This window comes from Dehalococcoidia bacterium (assembly GCA_021295915.1).
In the GTDB taxonomy this organism is placed as follows: Bacteria; Chloroflexota; Dehalococcoidia; order Lucifugimonadales; family UBA1123; genus VXRN01.
In genome coordinates this window covers 55,980-76,754 of the sequence record JAGWBK010000023.1, presented here as the reverse complement: position 1 = coordinate 76,754, position 20,775 = coordinate 55,980, and the positions used below count along the sequence as shown (strand labels likewise).

The window sequence follows — 20,775 nt, the reverse complement described above, 5'->3', positions numbered from 1 at the left end:
TTTCGAGTGCATGGTACAACGACGAGCCAATGTCTATCTCCGCCACTCGTACTCAACTAAAATCCAGTTCTTCAACAAGATCCTGGAATCTGCGGACCCACCTCCGAATCTCCCGAGGGTTCCGGTCGCAAAGCTTCTTGAGCTCTACCTCAAGTCTTGCTGCATGCTCACGAGTCGAGACCGTCTTGAACCAGACGAGCTTGGGATTCCTGCCCGCGGTCGACCTTGTAGTGCCGTTGTGATGCTCCACCAGCCTTTCGCGAATCTCACGCGTTTGGCCTGCATAGAATCCGCCATGGTCTAGCTTTAGTACATAGACATAGAACTCGTCCGCTTCACCATCCCTGGCCTCCCGTGAATCGGACTGCTCCCTTCGATGAGCAGTATTACTCGATCTGGAGGTCTTTTCGGTCTCATTTGGCCTGCAATCGAGGCATGTACTGTAGATTGAACTCTTCGCCCGTCCGCAGACCGGGCACTCGTCAAGCTCACCGTTCTGAAATGCCTGGTAGTGGTCATAGCAGTAGGTATGGCCGATCCTGACACGCTTCTGGCAATTCCAGAACTTGCAGGCCCTGACCTTAGTATTTCGGCGGCTCATAGCCATGCTGGCACTCCGACATTTTCAAGATAAATCGTGGGTTTTCACTCAGACAGCCGACCGGAGACGAACTGAGAGTATGACTGCCTATTAGGATACTACTCTTCTCTACGACAATTAACAGAACCACTCTCAGCCCTCATAACAAGCCTCAGCTGGTGGTACTTCCCGTCCCAGGTCGAGTTGTAATTCGGATTGCGTCTGTGCTGCCGTTGATGAGAGGCCAGCTTTGCGATCTCCCTTGTTACCCAAGCCACCACCCAATTCAGGTAGAATTAGACTCCGGTCGGTTCTGCGACCAGCTTCCAGCACACTCTGCCCGAGGAGTCCCGAGATGTCCCACGAAACGATCCTGACCGAGGTGAAGGGCCGCGTCGGCCTCATCACCATGAACCGGCCCGACAGGCTCAACGCCATGAACCCGCAGATGAACCACGAGATCCGTCAGCAGATAGCCGAGTGGAACGCTGACGACTCTGTCGGAGCCATCGTGTGGACCGGCGCCGGCAGAGGCTTCTGCGCAGGCGCCGACATCGGACGCTTCGAGGCGCGGCGCGACGGCGAGAGCACCGACGATGTCGTCCCCGAGGCGGAAGACACCTGGCACGAGATGGTCAAGGCAGCCAAGCCGATCATCGCCGCCATAAACGGCGTCGCAATCGGCGAGGGACTGACCCGTACGCTGCCCTGCGACATGCGTATAGCGTCCGAGAGCGCCCGGCTGTCCTTCAGGTTCGTACGAGTTGGGCTGACCCCCGAGTTCGCCTCCACACACTACGCTCCATACCTGATCGGTCTGGGACGCACCCTGGAGTACATGCTCAGGGGCAACCTGATTCCAGCCGACGAGGCGCTGAACGCCGGACTCGTCAACTACGTCTATCCCGACGACGAGTTGCTTGATAAGGCGATGGAGTTCGCCACCGAGATAGCCGACAACCCGATCTGGCAGCTCTCGCAGGTCAAGAAGCTCGTCCACCAGGACTACCTCGAGCACGACGTGGACAAGGTGATGGCCGACGAGGGCGTGATCTTCAGGACCGCCATGGGCACCGACGCCCACAAAGAGGCCCTGCTGGCCTTCCGGGAAAAGCGTCCGCCTAACTTCAATGGCTAGTGAAACTGGCGCGACTCTCTGTGAGTGCGATCTCCCCCTCTCCCTGAGGGCTGAGAGGGGTATGTATTACGCATACCGTCGTTCCGGCGGAGGCCGGAACCCAGAGTCCATGTACGAACGAACTATCGATTTACATACTCCTGTAAGCCCCCTGAGGGTGAGGGTGATTGATGGTCCAGGCTAACGGGGCATTCTCCGAAAAGCCGCTGGTGGCTGTAACTGCAGGCAGAGTAGATTCCCACCTCCAGAAGTACGTCGACGCTGTCGAGCGCTCCGGCGGCGAACCGTGGGTGCTGACACCTGATGCTGGCGTGACACCGTCCGAGGTCGTCCGTCGCGCGGGCGCTCTCGTCCTGACCGGCGGCGAAGACATCGAGCCGCGCCAGTACGGCGAGCAGCCCTCTTCAGACATCGACTACATGCCCTTCGACAGCGCGCGTGACGAGATGGAGTTGTCCATCACCCGCGCCGCCCTCGACGACGACCTTCCCATATACGGCATCTGTCGCGGGATGCAGCTTCTTAACGTTGCGATGGGCGGCAGGCTGGTACAGCACCTGGAAGACCACTCGGGCACTGAACTTGAAGACAACGAGTGGGAGGCGTCGTACCACCACATCTACATCTCCCCAGGCAGCAAGCTGGCTGCGGTCGTCGGCTCAGGCGGGTTCGTGCGGGTCAACAGCCTCCACCACCAGGGTGTCAGAGAGGCCCAGAAGTCGCCGCATCTGCTCGCGTCGGCGTACTCACTCGAAGACGGCCTGATAGAGGCGCTTGAGAGCCCCCGTCACAGGTGGGTGATAGCCGTGCAGTTCCACCCTGAGAGGCGAATGGAAGTCCCTCCACACTTCGACCGGCTGTTTCAGTCGCTCGTCGAGCGTGCCGAGGAGCGTCTCGCCGCCGCGCTCTAGCTGCGCCAAGTGTGAAATCGCCGGATTTTTGTTTCATATGACGTTAAGAAAACGTCTGAAACTTGGTATAATAATTACGTTCAGATGTGGTACGGCCTCCAGTTGAAATCAACGTATAAGATTTCCTGCTCCAGACAAGGTCCTGGAGCCCTGTGAAGCCATACTTTCCACACTTGGTTCTCGTCCTCTGTAAACCTATGCCCCCATTGCGCCCCGAGCCTTGGGCAGCGGCTCAGGCCAGTTAATCGCTTCCAGAGTTGGGCGTGCCGCACATTCAAATGTGCAGCTCTAAGCTGCCGCGCTTGCCAGGAGCTTGTATAGAACATGGTAACTAAGACCGATTTCGGATACATCAAGCCGACTCAGATCGTCGACGAGATGCGAAGCTCGTATCTCGACTACGCCATGAGCGTCATTGTCCAGCGAGCGCTGCCGGACATACGCGACGGACTCAAGCCGGTCCAGCGGCGCATCCTGTACGGGATGCAGGACCTGGCAATGCGGCCGAACTCCGGCTACAAGAAGAGCGCGAGACTCGTCGGCGAGGTGCTCGGAAAGTGGCACCCGCACGGTGAAACGGCGGTCTACGACGCGCTGGTGCGCATGGCGCAGCCGTTCACTCTGCGCGCTCCGCTTGTCGACGGCCAGGGCAACTTCGGCTCTGTCGACAACGACCCGCCAGCGGCGATGCGGTACACAGAGGCCCGCATGGCGGCCATCGCTGAGGAGATGCTCGTCAACATCGACCAGGATACGGTCGACTACTCTGAGAACTTCGACGGCACTCTCCGGGAGCCGACAGTCCTGCCGGCCAGGCTGCCGAACCTGCTCGTCAACGGTGCTTCGGGAATCGCGGTCGGTATGGCCACGAACATCCCGCCTCACAACCTGGTAGAGGTATGCGACGCGCTGATCCACCTGGCAGACCATCCGAACTCCTCGGTCGAAGACCTCATGCAGTTCGTCAAGGGACCTGACTTCCCGACGGGCGGCACGATCATGGGGACTTCCGGCATACGTGAGGCCTACGCCACCGGCCGCGGCCAGGTCATAGTGCGCGCAAAGGCCGAGATCGAGCCCATGCGCCGCTCCAGCCGGATGCAGATTGTGGTCAACGAGCTCCCATACCAGGTCAACAAGGCCGCCCTGGTTGAGAAGGTCGCTGGGCTGGTCAAGAGCCGCAAGATCGAGGGCATCTCCGACCTCCGCGACGAGTCGGACCGCGAGGGAATGCGCATCGTGTTCGAGCTTCGAGCCGGCGTGCAGCCGATGGTCGTGCTCAACAACCTGTACAAGTTCACGCCCATGCAGAGCTCGTTCTCTGCGAACATGCTTGCCCTCATCGACGGTATGCCGAGGGTGTTCACGCTCAGACAGGCGCTGCAGCAGTTCCTTGAGTTCAGGCGTGAGGTTATCCGCCGCAGGACCGAGTTCGAGCTTGCCAAGGCCCGGCAGCGAGCCCACATCCTCGCGGGACTCAGAATCGCCATCAGCAACCTGGACGCCGTGATCGCACTCATCCGCAACGCCGACAGCGCACAGGACGCAAAGCAGCAGCTGATCACCCGGTTCGGTCTAGACGACGACCAGGCACAGGCGATCCTGGACATGCAGCTTCGCCGCCTGGCAGCCCTCGAGCGCCAGCAGATCGAAAACGAGTACAACGAGCTTCAGACAGCCATCCGCGGGATGGAAGAGCTGCTCGCTTCCGACCGCAAGATGCTCAACGAGGTCAAGAAGGAGCTCCGCGAACTCAAGAAGAAGCACGGCGATGACCGCAGGACCGACATCAGCCACGAGGCTTCCGACCTCTCTCGCGAGTTACTGGAGCCGCACGAGCAGATCGTCGTCACCCTGAGCCAGGCCGGATACATCAAGCGGATCCCGGCCAACACCTACCGCAACCAGCACCGTGGCGGCAAGGGCGTGGGCGGTATGACCACCCGCGACGACGACGCGGTCAAGCACCTGCTCGTCGTCGACACCCACGACAAGCTGCTGTTCTTCACCAACAAGGGCAAGGTGTACTCGATGACTGCCTACGAGCTGCGCGCAGACACGTCGCGCAACTCGCGGGGAGTGCCGCTGATGAACGTCATTGCCATGACCGATGCCGAGACCATCAGCGCGGTAATCGGCATGTCTCCACAGGACCTCGATACCGACGACCGCTACCTGGTGCTGGCCACATCACAGGGACGCATCAAGCGGACGGCACTCAGCTCTGTGGACAACGTCCGCCCATCGGGCCTGATCATCATGGGCCTCCTTCCCGATGACGAGCTCGTCTCCGTCCGGCCCGCCGGCACAGACGAAGACATCGTCATGGTTACAGAGCGGGGCATGTCCATACGGTTCCCAATGTCCAAGGTCCGACCTCAGCAGCGGAGCGCGCGGGGCGTCCGGGGAATGCGCATTGAAGCCCGCGACAGGATCGTCTCAATGGACGTAGGGACGCCTGAGGCCCGCCTGCTGGTAATAAGCAAGCTGGGCTACGGCAAGATCACCTCGCTCGACAAGTACAGGGTCACAGACAGGGGCGGCAAGGGAGTCAAGACGTTCAACATCAGGTCCAAGACGGGCCCGGTGGCGGACGCGCAGATCATCGACGACAGCACGGAGATCTACGTCGTATCCGAGCAGGCCCAGGTACTCAGGACGAGCCTCTCCGAGATACGGAGCATGGGCCGCGCCACCCAGGGCGTGACGATCTTCAAGCCCGCCGAAGGCGATGCAGTCGCCTCGATCAGTTGTGTCAGCGACCTGAACCTCTCTGACGATAACGACAAGGCATCCACCAACGGACGCCGCAACGGACGCACAAACGGCACCACCCCAAAGCTGCTGTAGAGAACAGAGCAGCCTCCTCGATAGGCATACGCAGTGCTGACCCACCTCGCAGCCTTTGTCATAAGGTTCCGATGGTGGGTCATCGGGGGCTGGGTGGTGGTGTTCCTCATCAGCGCCGCGTTCGCGCCGCGCGTGACCTCTCAGCTCAAGCACGGCTTCGGCGACCTCGACACTGAGTCCCGTGCCGCCCTGCGACTGATGACCGAAGAGCTCGGATTCACCGAGTCGTCCGTCACCCTGGTGTTCTCGAGCGACTCGCTCGACGTCGATGACCCCACCTACGTCGAGCAGATGGAGCGGGCGTTTGCGCCACTGAGGCAGAGACCCGAAGTCGCGCGCATCATCACGTTCTATTCCGTGCAGAGCGACACATTCGTATCCGAAGACCGCCGCACCACCTACGCCTTCGTGGAGCTCGACGTGTCGCTCGATGAGGCGGTCGATCTCGCCCAGCCGATTCGGGACTCCCTCGGCGACACCGACCTCGACGTCTGGGTGACGGGTGGGATCGCACTGTTCGCCGACCTCAGCATCTACTCCGAACGCGACCTCCAGCGGGCCGAGCTCATCACCATACCGCTGCTCGCCATCCTGCTGCTGATCGTGTTCGGCAGCGTGGTAGCCGCCGGACTGCCCGTCGCCATGGGCGCGCTGAGCGTGGTGACAACACTCGCGCTGGTGTTCCTCGTCGCTCAGGCCACGGACATGTCCATATTCGTCCTGAACATCGCGTCGTTCCTTGGACTTGGCATGGCGGTCGACTACTCGCTGCTAATGGTCAGCAGGTTCAGAGAGGAGCTTCAGGGCGCCGATGGGGTCGCAGTAGCAGTAACGACCACAATTGAGACCTCCGGCAAGGCGATAGTCTTCTCGGCGGGCACGTCCGTAATCGCGCTCTCCGGCCTGCTGTTCTTCGACTTCATGATGATGCGCTCCCTCGGCGTAGGCGGCATCACCGTCATATTCTTCTCGATGCTGATAGCCCTCACCCTGCTGCCCGCGCTGTTCGCAGTGCTGGGCCACCGTGTCGACAGGCTGTCCATCTGGCGACGCCGCACGGTGCGTGGCGGCTTCTGGTTCAACCTGTCCCAGTGGGTCATGCGACACTCGATTGCCGTGATCATCCCGACCACCGCGCTCCTCGTCCTGCTTGGACTGCCGTTCCTAAATGTGAATCTCGGAAGTCCGTGGGCGTCCATTCTCCCCGAGGAGGCCGAGTCGAGGCAGGGCCAGGAGCTGGTCAACGAACGCTTCGGACCGGGCGAGTTGGCACAGGTGATCCTCGTCGAGACCTCGCCCACGTCGACGCTCTCTCCACAGAACATAGCGGCGACCCTCGAGTTCGTTCAGCGCATGCAGAACGACTCCAGGGTGGTCCGCGTCGATAGCATCTACGGCACAGATCTGCCGGACGTCGTAGGGGCGAGTTTCGCACCCGCCCCTACCAACCTCATCGGGACGTCCCGAGCGGTAAGCGACGAGACTCTGTCGGCTTTCGGCGAGCTTGTCAGCGACGACCTCCGCACCCAGACGATCAGGGTCGTGCCCGTGCATTCGCCGACCGCAGACGAGACCAAATCTCTCGTGTCCGACATCCGATCCAACCCTCTCGGCGGGGACATGACGGTACTCGTCACCGGAATAACCGCAGACCAACTCGACAACGTCGACAGCATGTACTCAGACTTCCCCCGCGTGATCGTGTACGTGGTGATCGTCACGTACATAGCGCTGCTGCTGCTGTTCAGGTCGGTGCTGCTGCCCCTCAAGGCGGTGGTGCTCAACGCCCTCAGCATCCTCGCTAGCTTCGGGGCGATCGTGTTCGTGTTCCAGCAGGGCAACTTCGAGCGGATACTCGGATTCACCGCAGACGGCACCACCGAGGCGACGGTGCCGATACTGGTGTTCTCGTGAGCATGGACTACGAGGTGTTCCTGCTCAGCCGGGTCAAGGAGGAGTACGAGCGCACCGGCAACAACACCCGCGCCGTGGCCGTCGGCATGGAGCGGTCCGGACGGATCATCACCAGCGCGGCGGCTATCCTGATCGTCGTCTCCGCAGGATTCGCCACCGGCGACATCCTGATCGTCAAGGCACTCGGCTTGGGCACCGCCATCGCCGTCCTGGTCGACTCCACCATCGTACGCGCGCTCCTGGTGCCCGCCCTGATGCGAGTAATGTCCCGCCTCAACTGGTGGGCCCCCCACTGGATGCGCCCGGCGCAGAGAATCTGAGCGTGTGCAAAACTCCTGGTTCATATCCCCCTCATAACAAGGGTAGGTATAAGCGTACAAACAAGCACGAACACCAACCTACAGACCCCCTCTCCCTTAGGGAGAGGGTTGGGGACCACACCACAATTCCCCTGCAACGCACACCCACGCCGTTGACACTCTACATGCCCGTTCATATCCTTCATTTATAGCCACATAAGGAGACACACGTATTGACCACCGCTCAAACTGGCTACGAGACGCAGCTCTGGCAGATGGCCGACGCGTTGCGCGGGAGCATGGACGCTACCGAGTACAAGCACGTCGTCCTGGGACTGATCTTTCTGAAGTACATCTCCGACGCCTTCGAGGAACGTTACGCCGAGCTGCTCGCCGAGTGGGGTGAAGAGGCCGCCGAGGACCGCGACGAGTACATCGCAGAGAACATCTTCTGGGTGCCCCCTGAGGCTCGCTGGGAGAAGCTACAGGCGCAGGCGCACAGCCCACCATAGGCCGTGCCGTGGACGACGCCATGACCGCCGAAGAGCTGATTCAACTGCTCGCACAGTACCCGCCCGACCTGCGCGTAGTCGTAAACGGCTATGAAGACGGGTACGACGACCTGTCGCCAAAGCAGGTTGTTCCGGTAAAGATCGCCTTGAACACGGGCAAACACCGATGGGAAGGAAAGCACGGAGACCCGGACAGGCCGAATGGTGATATGTCCGATGATCCCGATGTGGTCGACGCTCTGGTCTTGCGTCGGACATCGAACTGAGGAGCATAGCAGTGGAGGGTAAGCGGGACTATGTGAGGTTACAAGATGGAGTATGTACGCATGGCGCGGTTCCACAGAGCAAGTGGCCCGAGGTGACGCTGAGCGAAATAGGAGTGGTCGGCCGAGGTAGGTCACGCCATCGCCCTAGGCATGCTCCCGAACTCTATGGGGGTCCATATCCATTCATTCAGACAGGAGATATTAAGGCCTCGGGAGGTCGGGTAACCTCTCATAGTCAAACGTACAATGAAGTTGGACTCGCGCAAAGTAGACTGTGGCCTGCCAACACTATGGCAATTACCATTGCAGCCAATATTGCCGAGACGGCTCTCCTAACATACCCTGCTTGTTTCCCTGACAGCGATGTGGGGTTCATCCCTGACGAGTCAAAGTGCGATGTAAGATTCGTAGAGTACACGTTCCGCTACCTGCGTAGTGGCATTCAGCACGAAAATGTCGGAACTGGAAGCGTACAAGACAACACAAATCTGCAAACTTTGGGGGCGTTGCGGTTCCCCCTCCCTCCTCTCCCTGAACAGCGCGCCATAGCCAATATCCTCGGCACACTCGACGACAAGATCGAACTCAACCGGCGGATGAACGAGACGCTGGAGGCGATGGCGCGGGCGCTGTTCAAGTCGTGGTTCGTGGACTTCGACCCGGTGCGTGCCAAGGTGGAGGGCCGAGAGCCGTATCTGCCCACCGAGGTGTGGGACCTTTTTCCAGATAGTCTCGTGGACTCGGAACTTGGAGAAATACCAGAGGGGTGGGAAGTGAAGGTATTGGGAGATTGCTTCAAACTTACGATGGGGCAGTCTCCTCCGGGCCGAACCTATAACGAAAGTGGCGAGGGACTGCCGTTCTTTCAAGGTCGTACAGACTTCAGATTCAGGTATCCAGAGAAGCGGAGGTTCTGTACAGAGCCTAAGCGTATTGCGGAGTCCGATGACACCCTGGTTAGTGTCAGAGCTCCGGTAGGCGACATCAACATGACTTGGGAGAAATGCTGCATAGGGCGTGGTGTGGCCGCCCTACGGCATAAGTCTGGTGCGAGTTCTTACACTTATCACTCTGCTTGGGCTATTCAGCAGCAGATCCAACAGTATGAGCACACTGGAACGGTGTTTGGGGCAATAAACAAGCGGCAGTTCGAGTCATTGGTCTCCCCTCTGGATATTCACATAAGGTCCAACATAGATGAATCTCGCAATCTAACCAATCAACGTGATGTGCTACTCCCCAAGCTCATTTCAGGCACATTACAGTTGGTATGAAGACATTGGTTGTTAGCGGCTACTGCCCATGACCACCCTCACCGAATCCGATGCCAAGCGCGACGACTACCGCCGGTTAGAAAACGACCGTCACCGGGAACGGAACGTTACACTCGATGAAGCCGCGACCGTGGTTATCCATGCTACACTGCCATCTGAACTGGCGACGCAGGTGCAGTCGTATTAAGAGAGTGGATCTTGGTAGCCACAAGTGACCAGAAACATTTGCCTGCCCTGCACGGTATCTACGAAGTGCCCGAGGCGGCCAGGTACCTTAAGGCCACACTCCATTCGGACATTTCGTATCCTCTGAACTCGCCCAAACTTATCAGATGGATCCGTCGAGGATTGGCATCGCCCGAGCTAACCGAGCTTCCGGGACGCGATTTGCTGATCGCCTTTGAAGATCTCATTTCGATGCGAGTGATTTCCGCACTGAGGTCGGCAGGCGTCAAATGGTCGGAGATATACGAGGCAAACCTGTGGCTGCGAAGTCACCTAGGTGTTCAGAGGCCGTTCGCAACCGAAGACATCTGGGTCGGTCAAGGCCAGATTTTTGCTGAGTGGACCAAGAGACTGATTTCGGCGAGCAGGCACGGTCAAATGGCGCTCGATCTGCTGTGGCAGTACGTAATACCGGTTCATGGCCTGACGTTTGATGAGAAGTCTAAGGTAGCCACCTCCTGGGAACCTCTGGACAGCATAGTTCTGGCACCCTGGATTCAGTTTGGCGCGCCCTGCATTAAGGGAACGCGAATTCCTACCCGGACCATCTCAGGTATGGTCGAGGCCGGCGACTCGGCGGATTGGGTAGCGAGTGCGTTCGGTCTCTCACTGGAAGAGGTGCGGGCAGCCTGTGACTGGGAATCTCGTCTTAGAGCCAACTGACCCGGTTTTTCTGCTGGATGAATCACTAGTCCCCGCAGTTGCACGTTCCCTGCAACTGGTTGGTTACAATTTCGTAGATGTAGCGACCGCCTTTGGGACAAAGGGATCTCAAGATCCTGAGATAATCGAGTGGTGCGGGCGCAACCAGGCAGTCTGGATTCACGCCGATGACAGGGCAAGAAGACAGCATAGAGCCTTGCTGCAAACGAGTGGCATCAGAACCCTGTGGATATACAGGCGGAGGGGTCGCATGACTGGCAAGGAGCAGCTACGCATCTTAGCCTTCGTGCTGATCTTATTCAGAGATTGGCTGAACACCCGTCAATCCGCCACTACAGGGCATCCGCCGCCAAAACCCTCGTTGCGTCCCGTCAATATATGATGCTTAGTAGTCTCCTATAATGACCTCCTTCCACGAGTCAGAAGTCGAAGAAGCCGCCCTTGCATGGCTGGCCGATCTCGGCTGGAGTGTTAAGCACGGCCCCGACATCGCGCCCGGCGCACCCGGCGCCGAGCGCGATAACTACGACCAGGTGTTCCTTGAGCATCGGCTGCGGGACACCCTCGCCGCGCTGGTGGTTGGGAGGTGAGGACACCGCCATGACAGCAGTTCAATACCATCTCGGCAAGTTTCCTCCCGAGAATCTAGATTGGGCTCGGCTCGTGCCTGCTATCGGACGTGCGCACTCCTCGGTGGCCGCATATGGAGCGATGCTGGAGAGCATGCCGAATACCAATGTCCTCATTTCACCGCTTGCGACCCAGGAGGCTGTCTATTCGAACCGTATCGAGGGTACCCAGACTACCCTGACCCAGGTCTTAACCTTTCAGGCGGATGAGAACCACTCCGTTGACGATCCGGTCAAGAGAAACGATGCACATGAAGTTGTCAACTACAGGGTTGCCCTGGATACCGCCATCAGCCAGATGGAACAGATACCTCTGTCGTTGAGGCTCATTCGCGATGCTCATCGCATCCTGATGAGAGGCGTCAGGGGGCAGGACAAGGCGCCGGGCGAGTACCGCCGCATACCCAACAGCGTCTGGATAGGCCCTCCTGGTTCGACCATAGAGAGTGCCGACTTTGTGCCATGCCCTGTAGAGCATCTGGCGGGCGCCATGGATACATGGGAGAGGTTCATTCACTCGGATGAACCTGACCCGCTGGTGCAACTGGCAATCGTTCACGCCGAGTTCGAGTCGATCCACCCCTTTCTGGATGGGAACGGACGGATAGGCCGGTTAATCGTTCCTCTCTATATGGTCTCGAAGGGTCTCCTGGAGGCCCCACACTTCTACATCAGTGGGTTTCTCGATCAGCATCGAGACGAATACTATGAGCGGCTGCAGGCGGTGTCCCGCAACGATGATTGGACCGGCTGGTCTGAGTTCTTCCTTACGGCAATCGCGGAACAGGCCAACGTCAACCTCTCCAGGGCCAGGAGCATCTTGGCTCTCTACGATGAGCTGAAGGAATGGGTGGTTGACGAGACCCGTTCTCAATACGGTGTTCGTGCGCTCGACTGGATCTTTGGGAAGCCTATCTTTCTCTCATCCGACTTCGTGGGGAACTCCGGGATTCCCGCACCGACGGCATCCAGGTTACTAAGGGTCCTTCGTGACAGCGGCATGTTGGACGTAGTGCGTGAAGCCCGGGGAAGGCGACCAGCGCTCCTAGCGTTCATCAGGCTCCTGCGAGTGGCAGAAGGTAGCGAGTAGGTTGTGGATCACCAATTGAGGACAACGCTTTTTGTATATCATAGAATGGCGCTGCATGATGTACAACGGCGCTTGTGGTGAAACCATGATGCACAATGAGCATCACGACGAGCGAAGAGCATCTTCATGACCACCCTCTCGGAAGCTGATGTCGAACAGGCTGCCCTCGGCTGGTCCGTAGCCCACGGCCCAGGCATCGCCCCTGATACTCCCAACGCCGAGCGCGACAGCTACGACCAGGTGTTCCTTGAGCATCGGCTGCGGGACACCATCGCCATGCTGGACTCGCTGGCGGAGGAGATGAGGTAGGGGCAGGTTTAGCACCCGCAAAGCGGCTGGCGAAGCAAACCTGCCCCTACATGTCGTGTACACCCTCCGACTCATGTGTGACCCAAGCCGGTCTCGATCTTTGCGACTACTGACAGGAAGGCTATACCCTCACACAATGAAGCTACTATTCAAGGCTCTCCCCACTCTGCTCCTGCTGACCGCCGCTTCTGCTGCGGTCGTCCTCACCGCGTGCAGCGAACCCGCACCGGCGAGCAGTCCCACTCTGGCGGATACCCCTACTCCGGTGGCAGAGAGCGTCCCTTCACCGACAGCCCAGGCGACGGTTGCACAGCAGTGGCCTCCGGCGCCACGTCCCACCCCGACGCCCGGTGCGATGCTGGTGCTGCCCACACCGGAGCCAAGCGTCCTGGCAGACGAGGTCTATGCCGTACTGAGTACGCTGACCACGCAGTACAGCCCTCGTGAGAGCATAACCGACGAGGAGGTGGAGGCGGCTCTGTACCTTCAGAAGAACCTCGAATCACTTGGCTATGAGGCCTTGCTCCAGGAGTTCAACACTCCTCGGATCTTCATCCCCGAACTAAACCTGACCTCAGGTGAGGACGAGCCGATTTTAAACTCCGAGGAGTCCCATGTGCATCCGGTGCCGGTAATTTTGGAGGAGAACGACTCTGCGACGGGCCTGGTGACGGATGTGGGTGACGCGCGCGAGGAGGACATCCCTGACGACGGACTGGCGGGCATGGTTCCACTCATAGAACTTGGCGCTACTACTTTCCGTGAACAGGTCGACCGTGTCGCAGAGGCAGGTGCGCCGGGTGCGATAGTCACCAGCGCAGAACTTGACGACATCCTGATCCCTTTTACCTACCCCTCTACCATCCCGGTGTTCTGGCTAAGCCCCGCAGATGTCCGCGCGGTGCTGCGACTGATCGAACAGGGCGAAAGAGTATCGGCAACCCTTAACGCCAATATGAAATACGCGGCAGTGTCCCAGAACGTGGTGGCGACCATGCGCAAGAGAGCGGACGACGAACCGCGGCGGCAGGTCATCCTTGGCGCACACTACGACACGGTTGAGGACACACAGGGCGCGAGCGACAACGGCTCGGGCGTTTCTGCGCTGATGACCGTGGCCCGGCACATTGCGGAACGGGACTACCCCTTCGACATCAGAATCGTCCTGTTCGGAGCAGAGGAATACGGACTATTCGGCAGCGATCACTACGTCGACAATATGAGCCAGGTGGAGATAGACAGCGCCATCATCATGCTGAACTTCGACGCACTGGGGTCAGGGAATACGCTCAATGCGATTGGCGACTTCGACCTCGTGTCCAAAGCCATAGAGGTCGGCAAGGATCTCGGCGCGCGCATCGCCCTGGAGGGCACCAGAGGGGCGTCGAGCGATCACGCGCCGTTCGCAGAGGTCGGCATACCCGTGTTGTTCCTGTCGTCCAACGACACCTCCCGCATCAACTCCCCTGAAGACACCATCGACCACATCAACCCCGACCTCCTCGGCTACGCCGCCGAGATCGGAATCGCCATGCTCGACCAGCTGGCGAACGAACCACGGTAGGGGTAGGTAAACTGGCAATTCGTTCGTCCTGAGCTTGTCGAAGGACATCCCCAACCCCTGGATTCCCGCTTCCTCGGGAATGACGGTTTAGGACTACCTACCCCTGTCAGCCCTGAAGGAGAGGGGGCCGGCGATCTTCCCAAGCGCGCCCCAACCTGCGACCAGCCGAACTCGTTGTAACTGGAAACCCGGAGGTTGTAACCTCACACCATGAAACCTCTTCCTAAGTCTCTTACGTCCCAGCTTCTGCTGCTGTTCGCAGCCGCAACGGTAGCCGTACTCGTCGCGTGCAGCTCTGAGGAGGCCCCTCCACCGGTAGCTGCTGCGCCAACTGAGATCGTAGCGCCTCCGACTGCAACGGCTGCACGCCCTACTGCAACAGTCGAGGCGGGGCCGACGGCGACGCCAAGACCGTCGCCGACTCCGATGCCGATGATGCCCACACAGACACCGCTGCCACGGCCGACAGCGACTCCGGCGCCCGTAGCGCCAAGCGCACTTGCCGACGAGGTATTCGAGACGCTGCAGGAGTTGACCGACGAGTACAGCCCGCGGGAGAGCGCGACCGACGAGGAGCTTGAAGCCGCCCAGCACCTGCGCGGCAGGCTCAGCGACCTCGGCTACGAGACCTCGATACAGGAGTTCGGCGTCACGCTCCCGAACGCGATGGTGGAACTGGTTCTGCCTACGGGCGATGCGCCGGAGTCGCCTCGGTCGGTCCCGATCGCGGCGTCTGTCCAGGGGATCGCCACCGGACTGCTGACATACGTTGACCGCGCGTTCGAGGACGACATTCCATCCGAGGGACTCGATGGACGAATCGCGCTGATCGAGCGGGGCGACATCACCTTCGAGGAGAAGGTGAAGCGCGTAGCCGATGCCGGAGCGGTCGGGGCGATCATCTTCAACAACCAGGAGGGCCTCTTCTTCGGCAGGTTCGCCAACCAGCCGAGCATCCCGGCAGTCGCCATCAGCCAGGCTGACGGACGCGAACTCCGCGACCTCGTCGAGCAGGACGACCTCGGGGCGACCGTGTCGGTCGGCGACGAGACATCGCCTTCGCGCAACGTCATCGCAGACATGCGCACGTCCACGGGCAGCGACCGGACGGTCATTGTCGGGGCGCACTACGACACGGTGCCAAACTCCCAGGGCGCGAGCGACAACGGCTCGGGCATCTCGACGGTGCTGACGATCGCAGAGCACATATCCGATCGCGACTACCCGTTCAACGTGAGGGTCATCCTGTTCGGCGCGGAGGAGATCGGGCTGTTCGGCAGCCGCCACTACGTCGAGAACATGAGCAAGGATGAGGTCGACAACACGATCGCCATGCTGAACTTCGACGCGTTCGGATCGGGCAGGACTCTCCAGGCGGCTGGCGACATCCAGCTAACCGGCGAGGCGACAAGGATCGGGAGCAACCTCGGTATGAACCTGGGCACGTTCTCGGAGGACCCGATCACGGGCCGTTCAGGCTGGCCGGAATCCCGGTGCTGTTCCTGATCTCCGACGACATATCGCGCATCAACTCGCCCGCAGACGAGATCCAGCACATCAACCCCGAGCTGCTGGGCCGCGCCGCCGAGATCGGCATCCTGATGGTCGAGTGGCTAGGCGAGGAGAACTAGGGGCGGTCCAAGCTTTCGAGTATAATTCCCCTGCAAGAGGGGGTAGAGAGTCATGGCAGATCCTACAATCTCCAGTCCACCAATCGATGATGCATTGAAGAAGCAGGTGCTGGAACACCTGGGGGACCCGGCCGCCATAGCAGCAGAGCTAAGTGAGTTCCGAGAACTCGCTATTTGTCTGGATGCCGAGTACGGGGACCTACTACGCCTGTATCCCGACCAGTGGGTGGCGATGGGGAAGGATGGAGTCATTGTGGCCACAGCAACTACAATGGACGGCCTGTTCCAGCAACTTGACGAGAAGCAGATCCCCTACGAGGACGTCGTTCACGACTACCTGGACTCCAACCCAAGGTCACTGCTCCTTTGATAGATGGATGGTTCGACAGGAATGGCCATCCTTATGTGACAGCCATTCTAGTCCTGCCTCGTCTGGACTTCAGACGCCTGACGCTCAGACGGTCCTGCATCCCAGAGATTGCGCAGGCATGCCATACGACAGACTGACATCCGCTGGCCAGTCAGGTGGAGTAGGTGGTCTGGCAACCTACTACAGCGAGCCAGCCTACATCGCGTTTCGAGACGAAACGCGCACTCACATCTACCTCCAGACCGTGGGGATTGCTGAACCCGGTGACCACAACGAGTCAATCCCCTCTCTATTGGGTCAGGACATCCTGCAGCACTGGCGAGTCCTCCATGACCGACCTGCTGACAGCCTGACAATCGACGTCGTTCAATCAGACCTAACGATAGTGGACTAGACAGGATCGGCGAAAGCACAAGGGGCAGGTCTGAGACCTGCCCCTACATATTCCGATTACGGTTGTTCTAAACTCTACTCCATGCGGGAGCCGCCCCAGGCTCGGGATACGCCGCCGGCGGTGGGCTCTACTATCGCGTTGATGACGGCGGGCTTGCCGCTGTCGAACGCGCGCTGGAGAGCGGGCTTGATCTCGTTGGGGTCCTCGACCCTCTCGCCGTAGGCTCCGAGCTCGCGGGCCATGCCGTCGAAGTTGGTGAAGCCAAGCTCACGGCCGGGCTTGCGCTTGTCAGGCGTCCGGGCAGTCCAGCCGGCGTTGTTGGAGATGACGGTTGTGGCGGACACAGGTGTCCAGCTCCATCGCGTTCATGCCCATCGAGCCGTCGCCGTGCAGCACGAGCACCTGCTTGTCGGGCTTGGCGAGCTTCGCGCCGATACCGTAGGGCAGGCCGACGCCCATCGTGCCGGTGACGCCGGAGTTCAGCCTGTGGCCAGGCACGAAAGTCGGGATGTTCTGGCGTCCGATGTGCAGGATCTCGTTGCCGTCCACCGAGACGATGGCGTCGCGGTCTAGGAACTCACGGATCTCCTTGCAGAGGCGAACCGGGTGCATCGGCATCTGGTCGGAGTTCTGCAGTGCGGCGCCCTGCGCGGCACGCTGGTCTTCGATTTCGCTCAGGCGCAGGATCCAGTCGGACTCGATGCGGCCAGCCCAGTCGGCCTCACGGTTGCGGGCCTCTTCGAGCATCTGCGATACGACCGTCTTGGCATCGCCGACGATTCCGAGGTCGATGTTGCGATTGTGTCCAAGCTCAGCGGGGTCGATGTCGATCTGCACGACCTTGGCGTTGGGGTTGAAGCGGTGTCCATACTGGACCATCCAGTTCAACCTGGTGCCGACGACGAGTACGAGGTCGGTCTCGCGCATGGCGGTGCTTCGGGCGGCCTGGAAGGATACGGGGTTGTCCTCGGCGACGAGTCCTCGGGACATCGGGGCCGTGTAGAACGGAGTCGAGGTCAGGTTGACCAACTCGGTAAGCTCGTTTGCGGCACCGGAGAAGAACGCTCCGCCGCCGGCGAAGATCATCGGGCGCTCAGCGGCGGCGAGCATGTCGACGGTCTCCCTGACGACGCTGGCCTCAGCGGCCGGCCTGGTGCGCCTCTCGGCACGCCACGGAGTTATCGCGTCTTCCTCATCAACCTCTTCGTAGAGCACGTCTGCGCCGCAGTCGATGTAGACGGGGCCCGGGCGGCCGGTCGTGGCCTTGCGGAAGGCCATGCTGACGACCTCAGGGTAGCGCGCGGCCTGCGTGGTCTGGTGCACCCACTTCATCATCGGCTCCATGATGCCGACCTGGTCGACCTCCTGGAAGGCCTCGCGTCCGATCTCGTGGACGGGGCCTGCGCCGCCGAGAATGACCATGGGGGCGCAGTCGATGGCGGCTGTGTAGACGCCGGTGAGCAGGTTGAGCGTGCCAGGGCCGGATGCTGCGGTGCAGACGCCGGGCTTGCCGGTGACGCGAGCGTAGGCGTGAGCGGCGAACGCTGCGGCCTGCTCGTGCCTGAAGTCGATGCAGCGTATGCCGAAGTCCTCGGCAGCCATAACGATGTCGAAGTTGGGTCCGCCCATCAGGTAGAAGAGCGTGTCCACGCCCTCTTCCTTGAGCGTCCGCGAAATGAGATAGCTTCCGATAACCTTGGCCATACGTCTCTCCTAGTTTGAGTTTCGACGAATTTGTGCCTGTTCACAGGGGTGATGACAGGCCAAGCCAAGGGTATCACAAACGTGAATAGGGGGTCACGGAGGGGGTTCAACTGTATCCACTAAGGGCACTAAGAGCACGAAGGCTGACAGGGGTAGGTAAACCAGCAATTCGTTCGTCACCGGATCAAGCCCGGTGCAGGCTCTGAGCTTGTCGAAGGATGCCCCCAGCCCCTGGATTCCGGCTTTCGCGGGAATCCAGATCCTCGCACACGCACATCGCGGCTTTGGTATTATCTGAAAGCAGTAAGTGAGGCGAGGAGTGTTGAGGCCATGCGTGACATACCGATAGTCTTTCCCATCGCACTGGCGATAATCGTCGCCATGCTGCTGTTCACCAGCGCCTACGCCGTCTCAGCCAACGCGGTTGCGAACAACGCAGCCTACTCCTCACAGGTGTCTCCCACCGGATTCATGATTCCGACCGGCCAGCGCAACGCCGCGCCAGAGGGTTCCGGCAACTACAACTGGTACGAGCAGGCCGCCCTCGCCGTTTGACCGCTCCACTGACTGCAGGTGTAGTCACAACCCCCATCCGCTAACCGGAAGATCAGGTATATGGCACGAACGATTTCGATCGAAGAGGAGATCGCGCGCCCCGTCGCAGAGGTGTGGGACGGGCTCACCGACTGGGGTAATGCCCACAGATGGATGCCCGGGGTCGAGGGAATGTCGGCCGACGGCGAGACCGCCAAGGGCACCACGCTGACATTCCGTTCACGCGGCGCGGACCGCTCAAGCGCCATCGTCCACTGCGAATCTGGAAAATCGATCGTTTTGCGCTCTGTTCAGGGCGGAGTGACCGCCGACTACAGGTACGAAGTCCACGACATCGACGGAAGCTCTACCCGAGTCGCACTGGAGGCCGACTGCCAGGTCACAGGACTCTGGCTTCAAACAGCCTCGCCCCTCCTCCGCATCGCCATCCGCCTCACCGACGGCAAGCAGCTAAGGCTGCTAAAGGCAATGCTCGAGGGCGCATAGGGCGGCGCCCGGATGCCTTGACTGTAGTCCTCTCGAGGCTGCAGGACTAGCCAGTGTGCTCCGACAGCAGCGCCCGAACCGAGGGCACTAGTTCTTTGGGAATCTGCATGACCGTCTGTGTCGAGTCCTCGAGAGCAGACTCGTCTTCAGCGACCTCTTCTTCCTCGCTCATCGATTCATAGTGCTGGAGCAGAAGACGGACACGTTCCTCGTCCCAGCCGGGCGGAAAGTTGGTGGTGTTCTTCATCTTGATCTCCGTCTCACACGTCGTCTATAAGCCGCGAGTGGCCTGCCCCTCAACTCGTATGCTGTGACTACAAATGCTTGATCAGGCACCGGATCTGGTACATAGATGACACGGATATATCTCCCTCCACCGGTCCGTCCGATCGCGACTCGTGAGCCTTCACGGCCAGGCCTGTCTTCACCCGGTGCCGCCAGGACGTATTCAACCTCCCCCTCTTCAACTCCATGTGAATGAATGTGGGGAAGTCCCGTCTCGGGGTCGATGTAGTATCTAAGGTCCACTTAGTGCAGTCTCGGAATCTTACTCTAGTAACGCCGACGGTCGGTGTCAATTTCGTGCCCTCTTGACCCACTAAGAACATATGTACTATCATGCCCTCAAACCCATGTCCCTACCCCAATACATCAGAGACAACACCAACGACGGCCACAACATCGCCCGCGTCCTCATCGACGTCTTGGAAGGACGCCTCGACGGCACCAAGATCAGCCACAGGCTGACAGCCGCGAGACTCCTCACCATCTACGGACACGAAGACGCCGACGACTTCATCGCCGACAACACTCCCGATACACCAGCCGAGAAGTCCGGCGAGAAGATCTGGCTTGAGATCGACCCCGGACTCAGAACGCTCATCAATGCCAGGACCGACGATGGACGGGTCATCTGCATGTTCCTCATCGACGTGATGGAGGGAAGGTTCGAAGGCAGCCACGTCGGACACCGGGTATCGGCAGCCAGAGAACTTCTCAGCCGAGCGTACGGCAAGAGTCCAGGCAGGAGCTTGCCAAAGCCACCGGGCTCGAACTCAACAAGGCGTCAGCCCCACAAGACACACCAGAGAGTCCCGTCCGCTCCGACACAGGCCGTCACATCAGCCCCAGCAGCGAGCACAGTGGCCCTGGACGAACCCGAGCAGCAGTCGGACCATGAGATCGATCCTCGCATCGAAATCGTAAGGGATGCTCAAGACTGGCTGGACATAGTCGAGTCCCCCAGGTACGAGTTCATGGACGAGTGCGAACACCCGGACTTCGACCCATACGCCGCCACCATCGACGAGGAGTACTTCAAGTCATTCACCTCCTGCCAGGACCCCGACTGCGAGGTCCACGGCAGTCACCCCGAAATCCACTGGGACCCCAACGCCCACCACTACTGACC

The 20,775-nt window shown here is 60.0% G+C and carries 24 protein-coding genes and 1 pseudogene; 21 read left to right on the top strand and 4 right to left on the bottom strand.

Annotated elements, in window-relative coordinates:
* Positions 1-52 precede the first annotated feature (52 nt).
* Entirely contained in the window at positions 53-607 is a 555-nt protein-coding gene (locus tag J4G14_08875) for a GIY-YIG nuclease family protein (GenBank protein MCE2457913.1), read from the bottom strand.
* A gap of 328 nt (positions 608-935) precedes the next feature.
* Here J4G14_08875 and J4G14_08870 point away from each other — a divergent pair, with 328 nt between their 5' ends.
* The 18 genes and pseudogenes from J4G14_08870 (at position 936) to J4G14_08785 (ending at position 16,619) form a co-directional block, all read left to right on the top strand.
* Positions 936-1,718: an enoyl-CoA hydratase/isomerase family protein gene (locus J4G14_08870; protein ID MCE2457912.1), complete on the top strand. Its 783-nt coding sequence runs from the start codon at positions 936-938 to the stop codon at positions 1,716-1,718.
* A gap of 170 nt (positions 1,719-1,888) precedes the next feature.
* Positions 1,889-2,629 carry a gamma-glutamyl-gamma-aminobutyrate hydrolase family protein gene (locus tag J4G14_08865; protein MCE2457911.1) on the top strand — a complete coding sequence of 247 codons (741 nt, stop codon included), beginning with the start codon at positions 1,889-1,891 and terminating at the stop codon, positions 2,627-2,629.
* 324 nt (positions 2,630-2,953) lie between these two features.
* Positions 2,954-5,479, top strand: a complete 2,526-nt coding sequence (gene gyrA / locus J4G14_08860; GenBank protein MCE2457910.1) for a DNA gyrase subunit A — start codon at positions 2,954-2,956, stop codon at positions 5,477-5,479.
* Between the two features lie 33 nt (positions 5,480-5,512).
* Positions 5,513-7,393, top strand: a complete 1,881-nt coding sequence (locus J4G14_08855) for an MMPL family transporter (GenBank protein MCE2457909.1) — start codon at positions 5,513-5,515, stop codon at positions 7,391-7,393.
* Complete coding sequence (locus tag J4G14_08850) at positions 7,390-7,713, top strand: MMPL family transporter (GenBank protein MCE2457908.1); 324 nt, start codon at positions 7,390-7,392, stop codon at positions 7,711-7,713. Before J4G14_08855 ends, J4G14_08850 begins: the two co-directional genes overlap by 4 nt.
* A 212-nt stretch (positions 7,714-7,925) precedes the next feature.
* A pseudogene (locus J4G14_08845) lies at positions 7,926-8,470 on the top strand (type I restriction-modification system subunit M N-terminal domain-containing protein).
* A 92-nt stretch (positions 8,471-8,562) separates the two neighbouring features.
* Positions 8,563-9,744, top strand: coding sequence for a restriction endonuclease subunit S (locus J4G14_08840; protein ID MCE2457907.1), 1,182 nt, complete (start codon positions 8,563-8,565; stop codon positions 9,742-9,744).
* 28 nt (positions 9,745-9,772) lie between these two features.
* Positions 9,773-9,931, top strand: coding sequence for a hypothetical protein (locus J4G14_08835; protein MCE2457906.1), 159 nt, complete (start codon positions 9,773-9,775; stop codon positions 9,929-9,931).
* A gap of 11 nt (positions 9,932-9,942) precedes the next feature.
* Positions 9,943-10,632: a DUF433 domain-containing protein gene (locus J4G14_08830; protein ID MCE2457905.1), complete on the top strand. Its 690-nt coding sequence runs from the start codon at positions 9,943-9,945 to the stop codon at positions 10,630-10,632.
* Positions 10,601-11,014, top strand: a complete 414-nt coding sequence (locus J4G14_08825; GenBank protein MCE2457904.1) for a hypothetical protein — start codon at positions 10,601-10,603, stop codon at positions 11,012-11,014. The genes J4G14_08830 and J4G14_08825 overlap by 32 nt, the downstream gene beginning before the upstream one ends.
* 19 nt (positions 11,015-11,033) lie before the next feature.
* Positions 11,034-11,222, top strand: a complete 189-nt coding sequence (locus J4G14_08820) for a hypothetical protein (protein ID MCE2457903.1) — start codon at positions 11,034-11,036, stop codon at positions 11,220-11,222.
* Between the two features lie 10 nt (positions 11,223-11,232).
* Complete coding sequence (locus J4G14_08815; protein MCE2457902.1) at positions 11,233-12,351, top strand: Fic family protein; 1,119 nt, start codon at positions 11,233-11,235, stop codon at positions 12,349-12,351.
* A gap of 126 nt (positions 12,352-12,477) precedes the next feature.
* On the top strand, positions 12,478-12,660 hold the full coding sequence (locus J4G14_08810; GenBank protein MCE2457901.1) for a hypothetical protein: 183 nt from the start codon (positions 12,478-12,480) through the stop codon (positions 12,658-12,660).
* 136 nt (positions 12,661-12,796) lie between these two features.
* Positions 12,797-14,224, top strand: a complete 1,428-nt coding sequence (locus J4G14_08805) for a M28 family peptidase (protein ID MCE2457900.1) — start codon at positions 12,797-12,799, stop codon at positions 14,222-14,224.
* 210 nt (positions 14,225-14,434) lie between these two features.
* On the top strand, positions 14,435-15,730 hold the full coding sequence (locus J4G14_08800; GenBank protein ID MCE2457899.1) for a M20/M25/M40 family metallo-hydrolase: 1,296 nt from the start codon (positions 14,435-14,437) through the stop codon (positions 15,728-15,730).
* Positions 15,718-15,855, top strand: coding sequence for a hypothetical protein (locus tag J4G14_08795; GenBank protein MCE2457898.1), 138 nt, complete (start codon positions 15,718-15,720; stop codon positions 15,853-15,855). The genes J4G14_08800 and J4G14_08795 overlap by 13 nt, the downstream gene beginning before the upstream one ends.
* A 52-nt stretch (positions 15,856-15,907) precedes the next feature.
* The gene (locus tag J4G14_08790) at positions 15,908-16,225 is read left to right on the top strand and encodes a hypothetical protein (GenBank protein ID MCE2457897.1); all 318 of its coding nucleotides are present in this window, start codon (positions 15,908-15,910) and stop codon (positions 16,223-16,225) included.
* Between the two features lie 118 nt (positions 16,226-16,343).
* Positions 16,344-16,619: a hypothetical protein gene (locus J4G14_08785; protein MCE2457896.1), complete on the top strand. Its 276-nt coding sequence runs from the start codon at positions 16,344-16,346 to the stop codon at positions 16,617-16,619.
* Between the two features lie 74 nt (positions 16,620-16,693).
* Here J4G14_08785 and J4G14_08780 read toward each other — a convergent pair whose 3' ends face one another.
* Complete coding sequence (locus J4G14_08780; protein ID MCE2457895.1) at positions 16,694-16,963, bottom strand: hypothetical protein; 270 nt, start codon at positions 16,961-16,963, stop codon at positions 16,694-16,696.
* Positions 16,908-18,323 carry a thiamine pyrophosphate-binding protein gene (locus J4G14_08775; GenBank protein MCE2457894.1) on the bottom strand — a complete coding sequence of 472 codons (1,416 nt, stop codon included), beginning with the start codon at positions 18,321-18,323 and terminating at the stop codon, positions 16,908-16,910. The genes J4G14_08780 and J4G14_08775 overlap by 56 nt, the downstream gene beginning before the upstream one ends.
* 330 nt (positions 18,324-18,653) lie before the next feature.
* Between J4G14_08775 and J4G14_08770 the strand changes: the two genes are divergently transcribed.
* Together J4G14_08770 and J4G14_08765 are read left to right on the top strand one after the other, a co-directional pair.
* Entirely contained in the window at positions 18,654-18,878 is a 225-nt protein-coding gene (locus J4G14_08770; protein ID MCE2457893.1) for a hypothetical protein, read from the top strand.
* A gap of 60 nt (positions 18,879-18,938) precedes the next feature.
* Positions 18,939-19,364: an SRPBCC family protein gene (locus J4G14_08765; GenBank protein ID MCE2457892.1), complete on the top strand. Its 426-nt coding sequence runs from the start codon at positions 18,939-18,941 to the stop codon at positions 19,362-19,364.
* A 46-nt stretch (positions 19,365-19,410) separates the two neighbouring features.
* Here J4G14_08765 and J4G14_08760 read toward each other — a convergent pair whose 3' ends face one another.
* Positions 19,411-19,611, bottom strand: coding sequence for a hypothetical protein (locus J4G14_08760; GenBank protein MCE2457891.1), 201 nt, complete (start codon positions 19,609-19,611; stop codon positions 19,411-19,413).
* Positions 19,612-19,996: 385 nt separating this feature from the next.
* Here J4G14_08760 and J4G14_08755 point away from each other — a divergent pair, with 385 nt between their 5' ends.
* The gene (locus tag J4G14_08755; GenBank protein MCE2457890.1) at positions 19,997-20,773 is read left to right on the top strand and encodes a hypothetical protein; all 777 of its coding nucleotides are present in this window, start codon (positions 19,997-19,999) and stop codon (positions 20,771-20,773) included.
* Positions 20,774-20,775: the final 2 nt, after the last annotated feature.

Coding starts and splice junctions, on each gene's coding strand:
- J4G14_08820 (MCE2457903.1), top strand. CDS start 11,034: ATGACCTCCTTCCACGAGTCAGAAGTCGAAGAAGCCGCCCTTGCATGG.
- J4G14_08815 (MCE2457902.1), top strand. CDS start 11,233: ATGACAGCAGTTCAATACCATCTCGGCAAGTTTCCTCCCGAGAATCTA.
- J4G14_08810 (MCE2457901.1), top strand. CDS start 12,478: ATGACCACCCTCTCGGAAGCTGATGTCGAACAGGCTGCCCTCGGCTGG.
- J4G14_08760 (MCE2457891.1), bottom strand. CDS start 19,611: ATGAAGAACACCACCAACTTTCCGCCCGGCTGGGACGAGGAACGTGTC.
- J4G14_08865 (MCE2457911.1), top strand. CDS start 1,889: ATGGTCCAGGCTAACGGGGCATTCTCCGAAAAGCCGCTGGTGGCTGTA.
- J4G14_08835 (MCE2457906.1), top strand. CDS start 9,773: ATGACCACCCTCACCGAATCCGATGCCAAGCGCGACGACTACCGCCGG.
- J4G14_08765 (MCE2457892.1), top strand. CDS start 18,939: ATGGCACGAACGATTTCGATCGAAGAGGAGATCGCGCGCCCCGTCGCA.
- J4G14_08755 (MCE2457890.1), top strand. CDS start 19,997: ATGTCCCTACCCCAATACATCAGAGACAACACCAACGACGGCCACAAC.
- J4G14_08775 (MCE2457894.1), bottom strand. CDS start 18,323: ATGGCCAAGGTTATCGGAAGCTATCTCATTTCGCGGACGCTCAAGGAA.
- J4G14_08770 (MCE2457893.1), top strand. CDS start 18,654: ATGCGTGACATACCGATAGTCTTTCCCATCGCACTGGCGATAATCGTC.
- J4G14_08785 (MCE2457896.1), top strand. CDS start 16,344: ATGCCATACGACAGACTGACATCCGCTGGCCAGTCAGGTGGAGTAGGT.
- J4G14_08805 (MCE2457900.1), top strand. CDS start 12,797: ATGAAGCTACTATTCAAGGCTCTCCCCACTCTGCTCCTGCTGACCGCC.
- J4G14_08875 (MCE2457913.1), bottom strand. CDS start 607: ATGGCTATGAGCCGCCGAAATACTAAGGTCAGGGCCTGCAAGTTCTGG.
- J4G14_08870 (MCE2457912.1), top strand. CDS start 936: ATGTCCCACGAAACGATCCTGACCGAGGTGAAGGGCCGCGTCGGCCTC.
- gyrA (MCE2457910.1), top strand. CDS start 2,954: ATGGTAACTAAGACCGATTTCGGATACATCAAGCCGACTCAGATCGTC.
- J4G14_08800 (MCE2457899.1), top strand. CDS start 14,435: ATGAAACCTCTTCCTAAGTCTCTTACGTCCCAGCTTCTGCTGCTGTTC.
- J4G14_08790 (MCE2457897.1), top strand. CDS start 15,908: ATGGCAGATCCTACAATCTCCAGTCCACCAATCGATGATGCATTGAAG.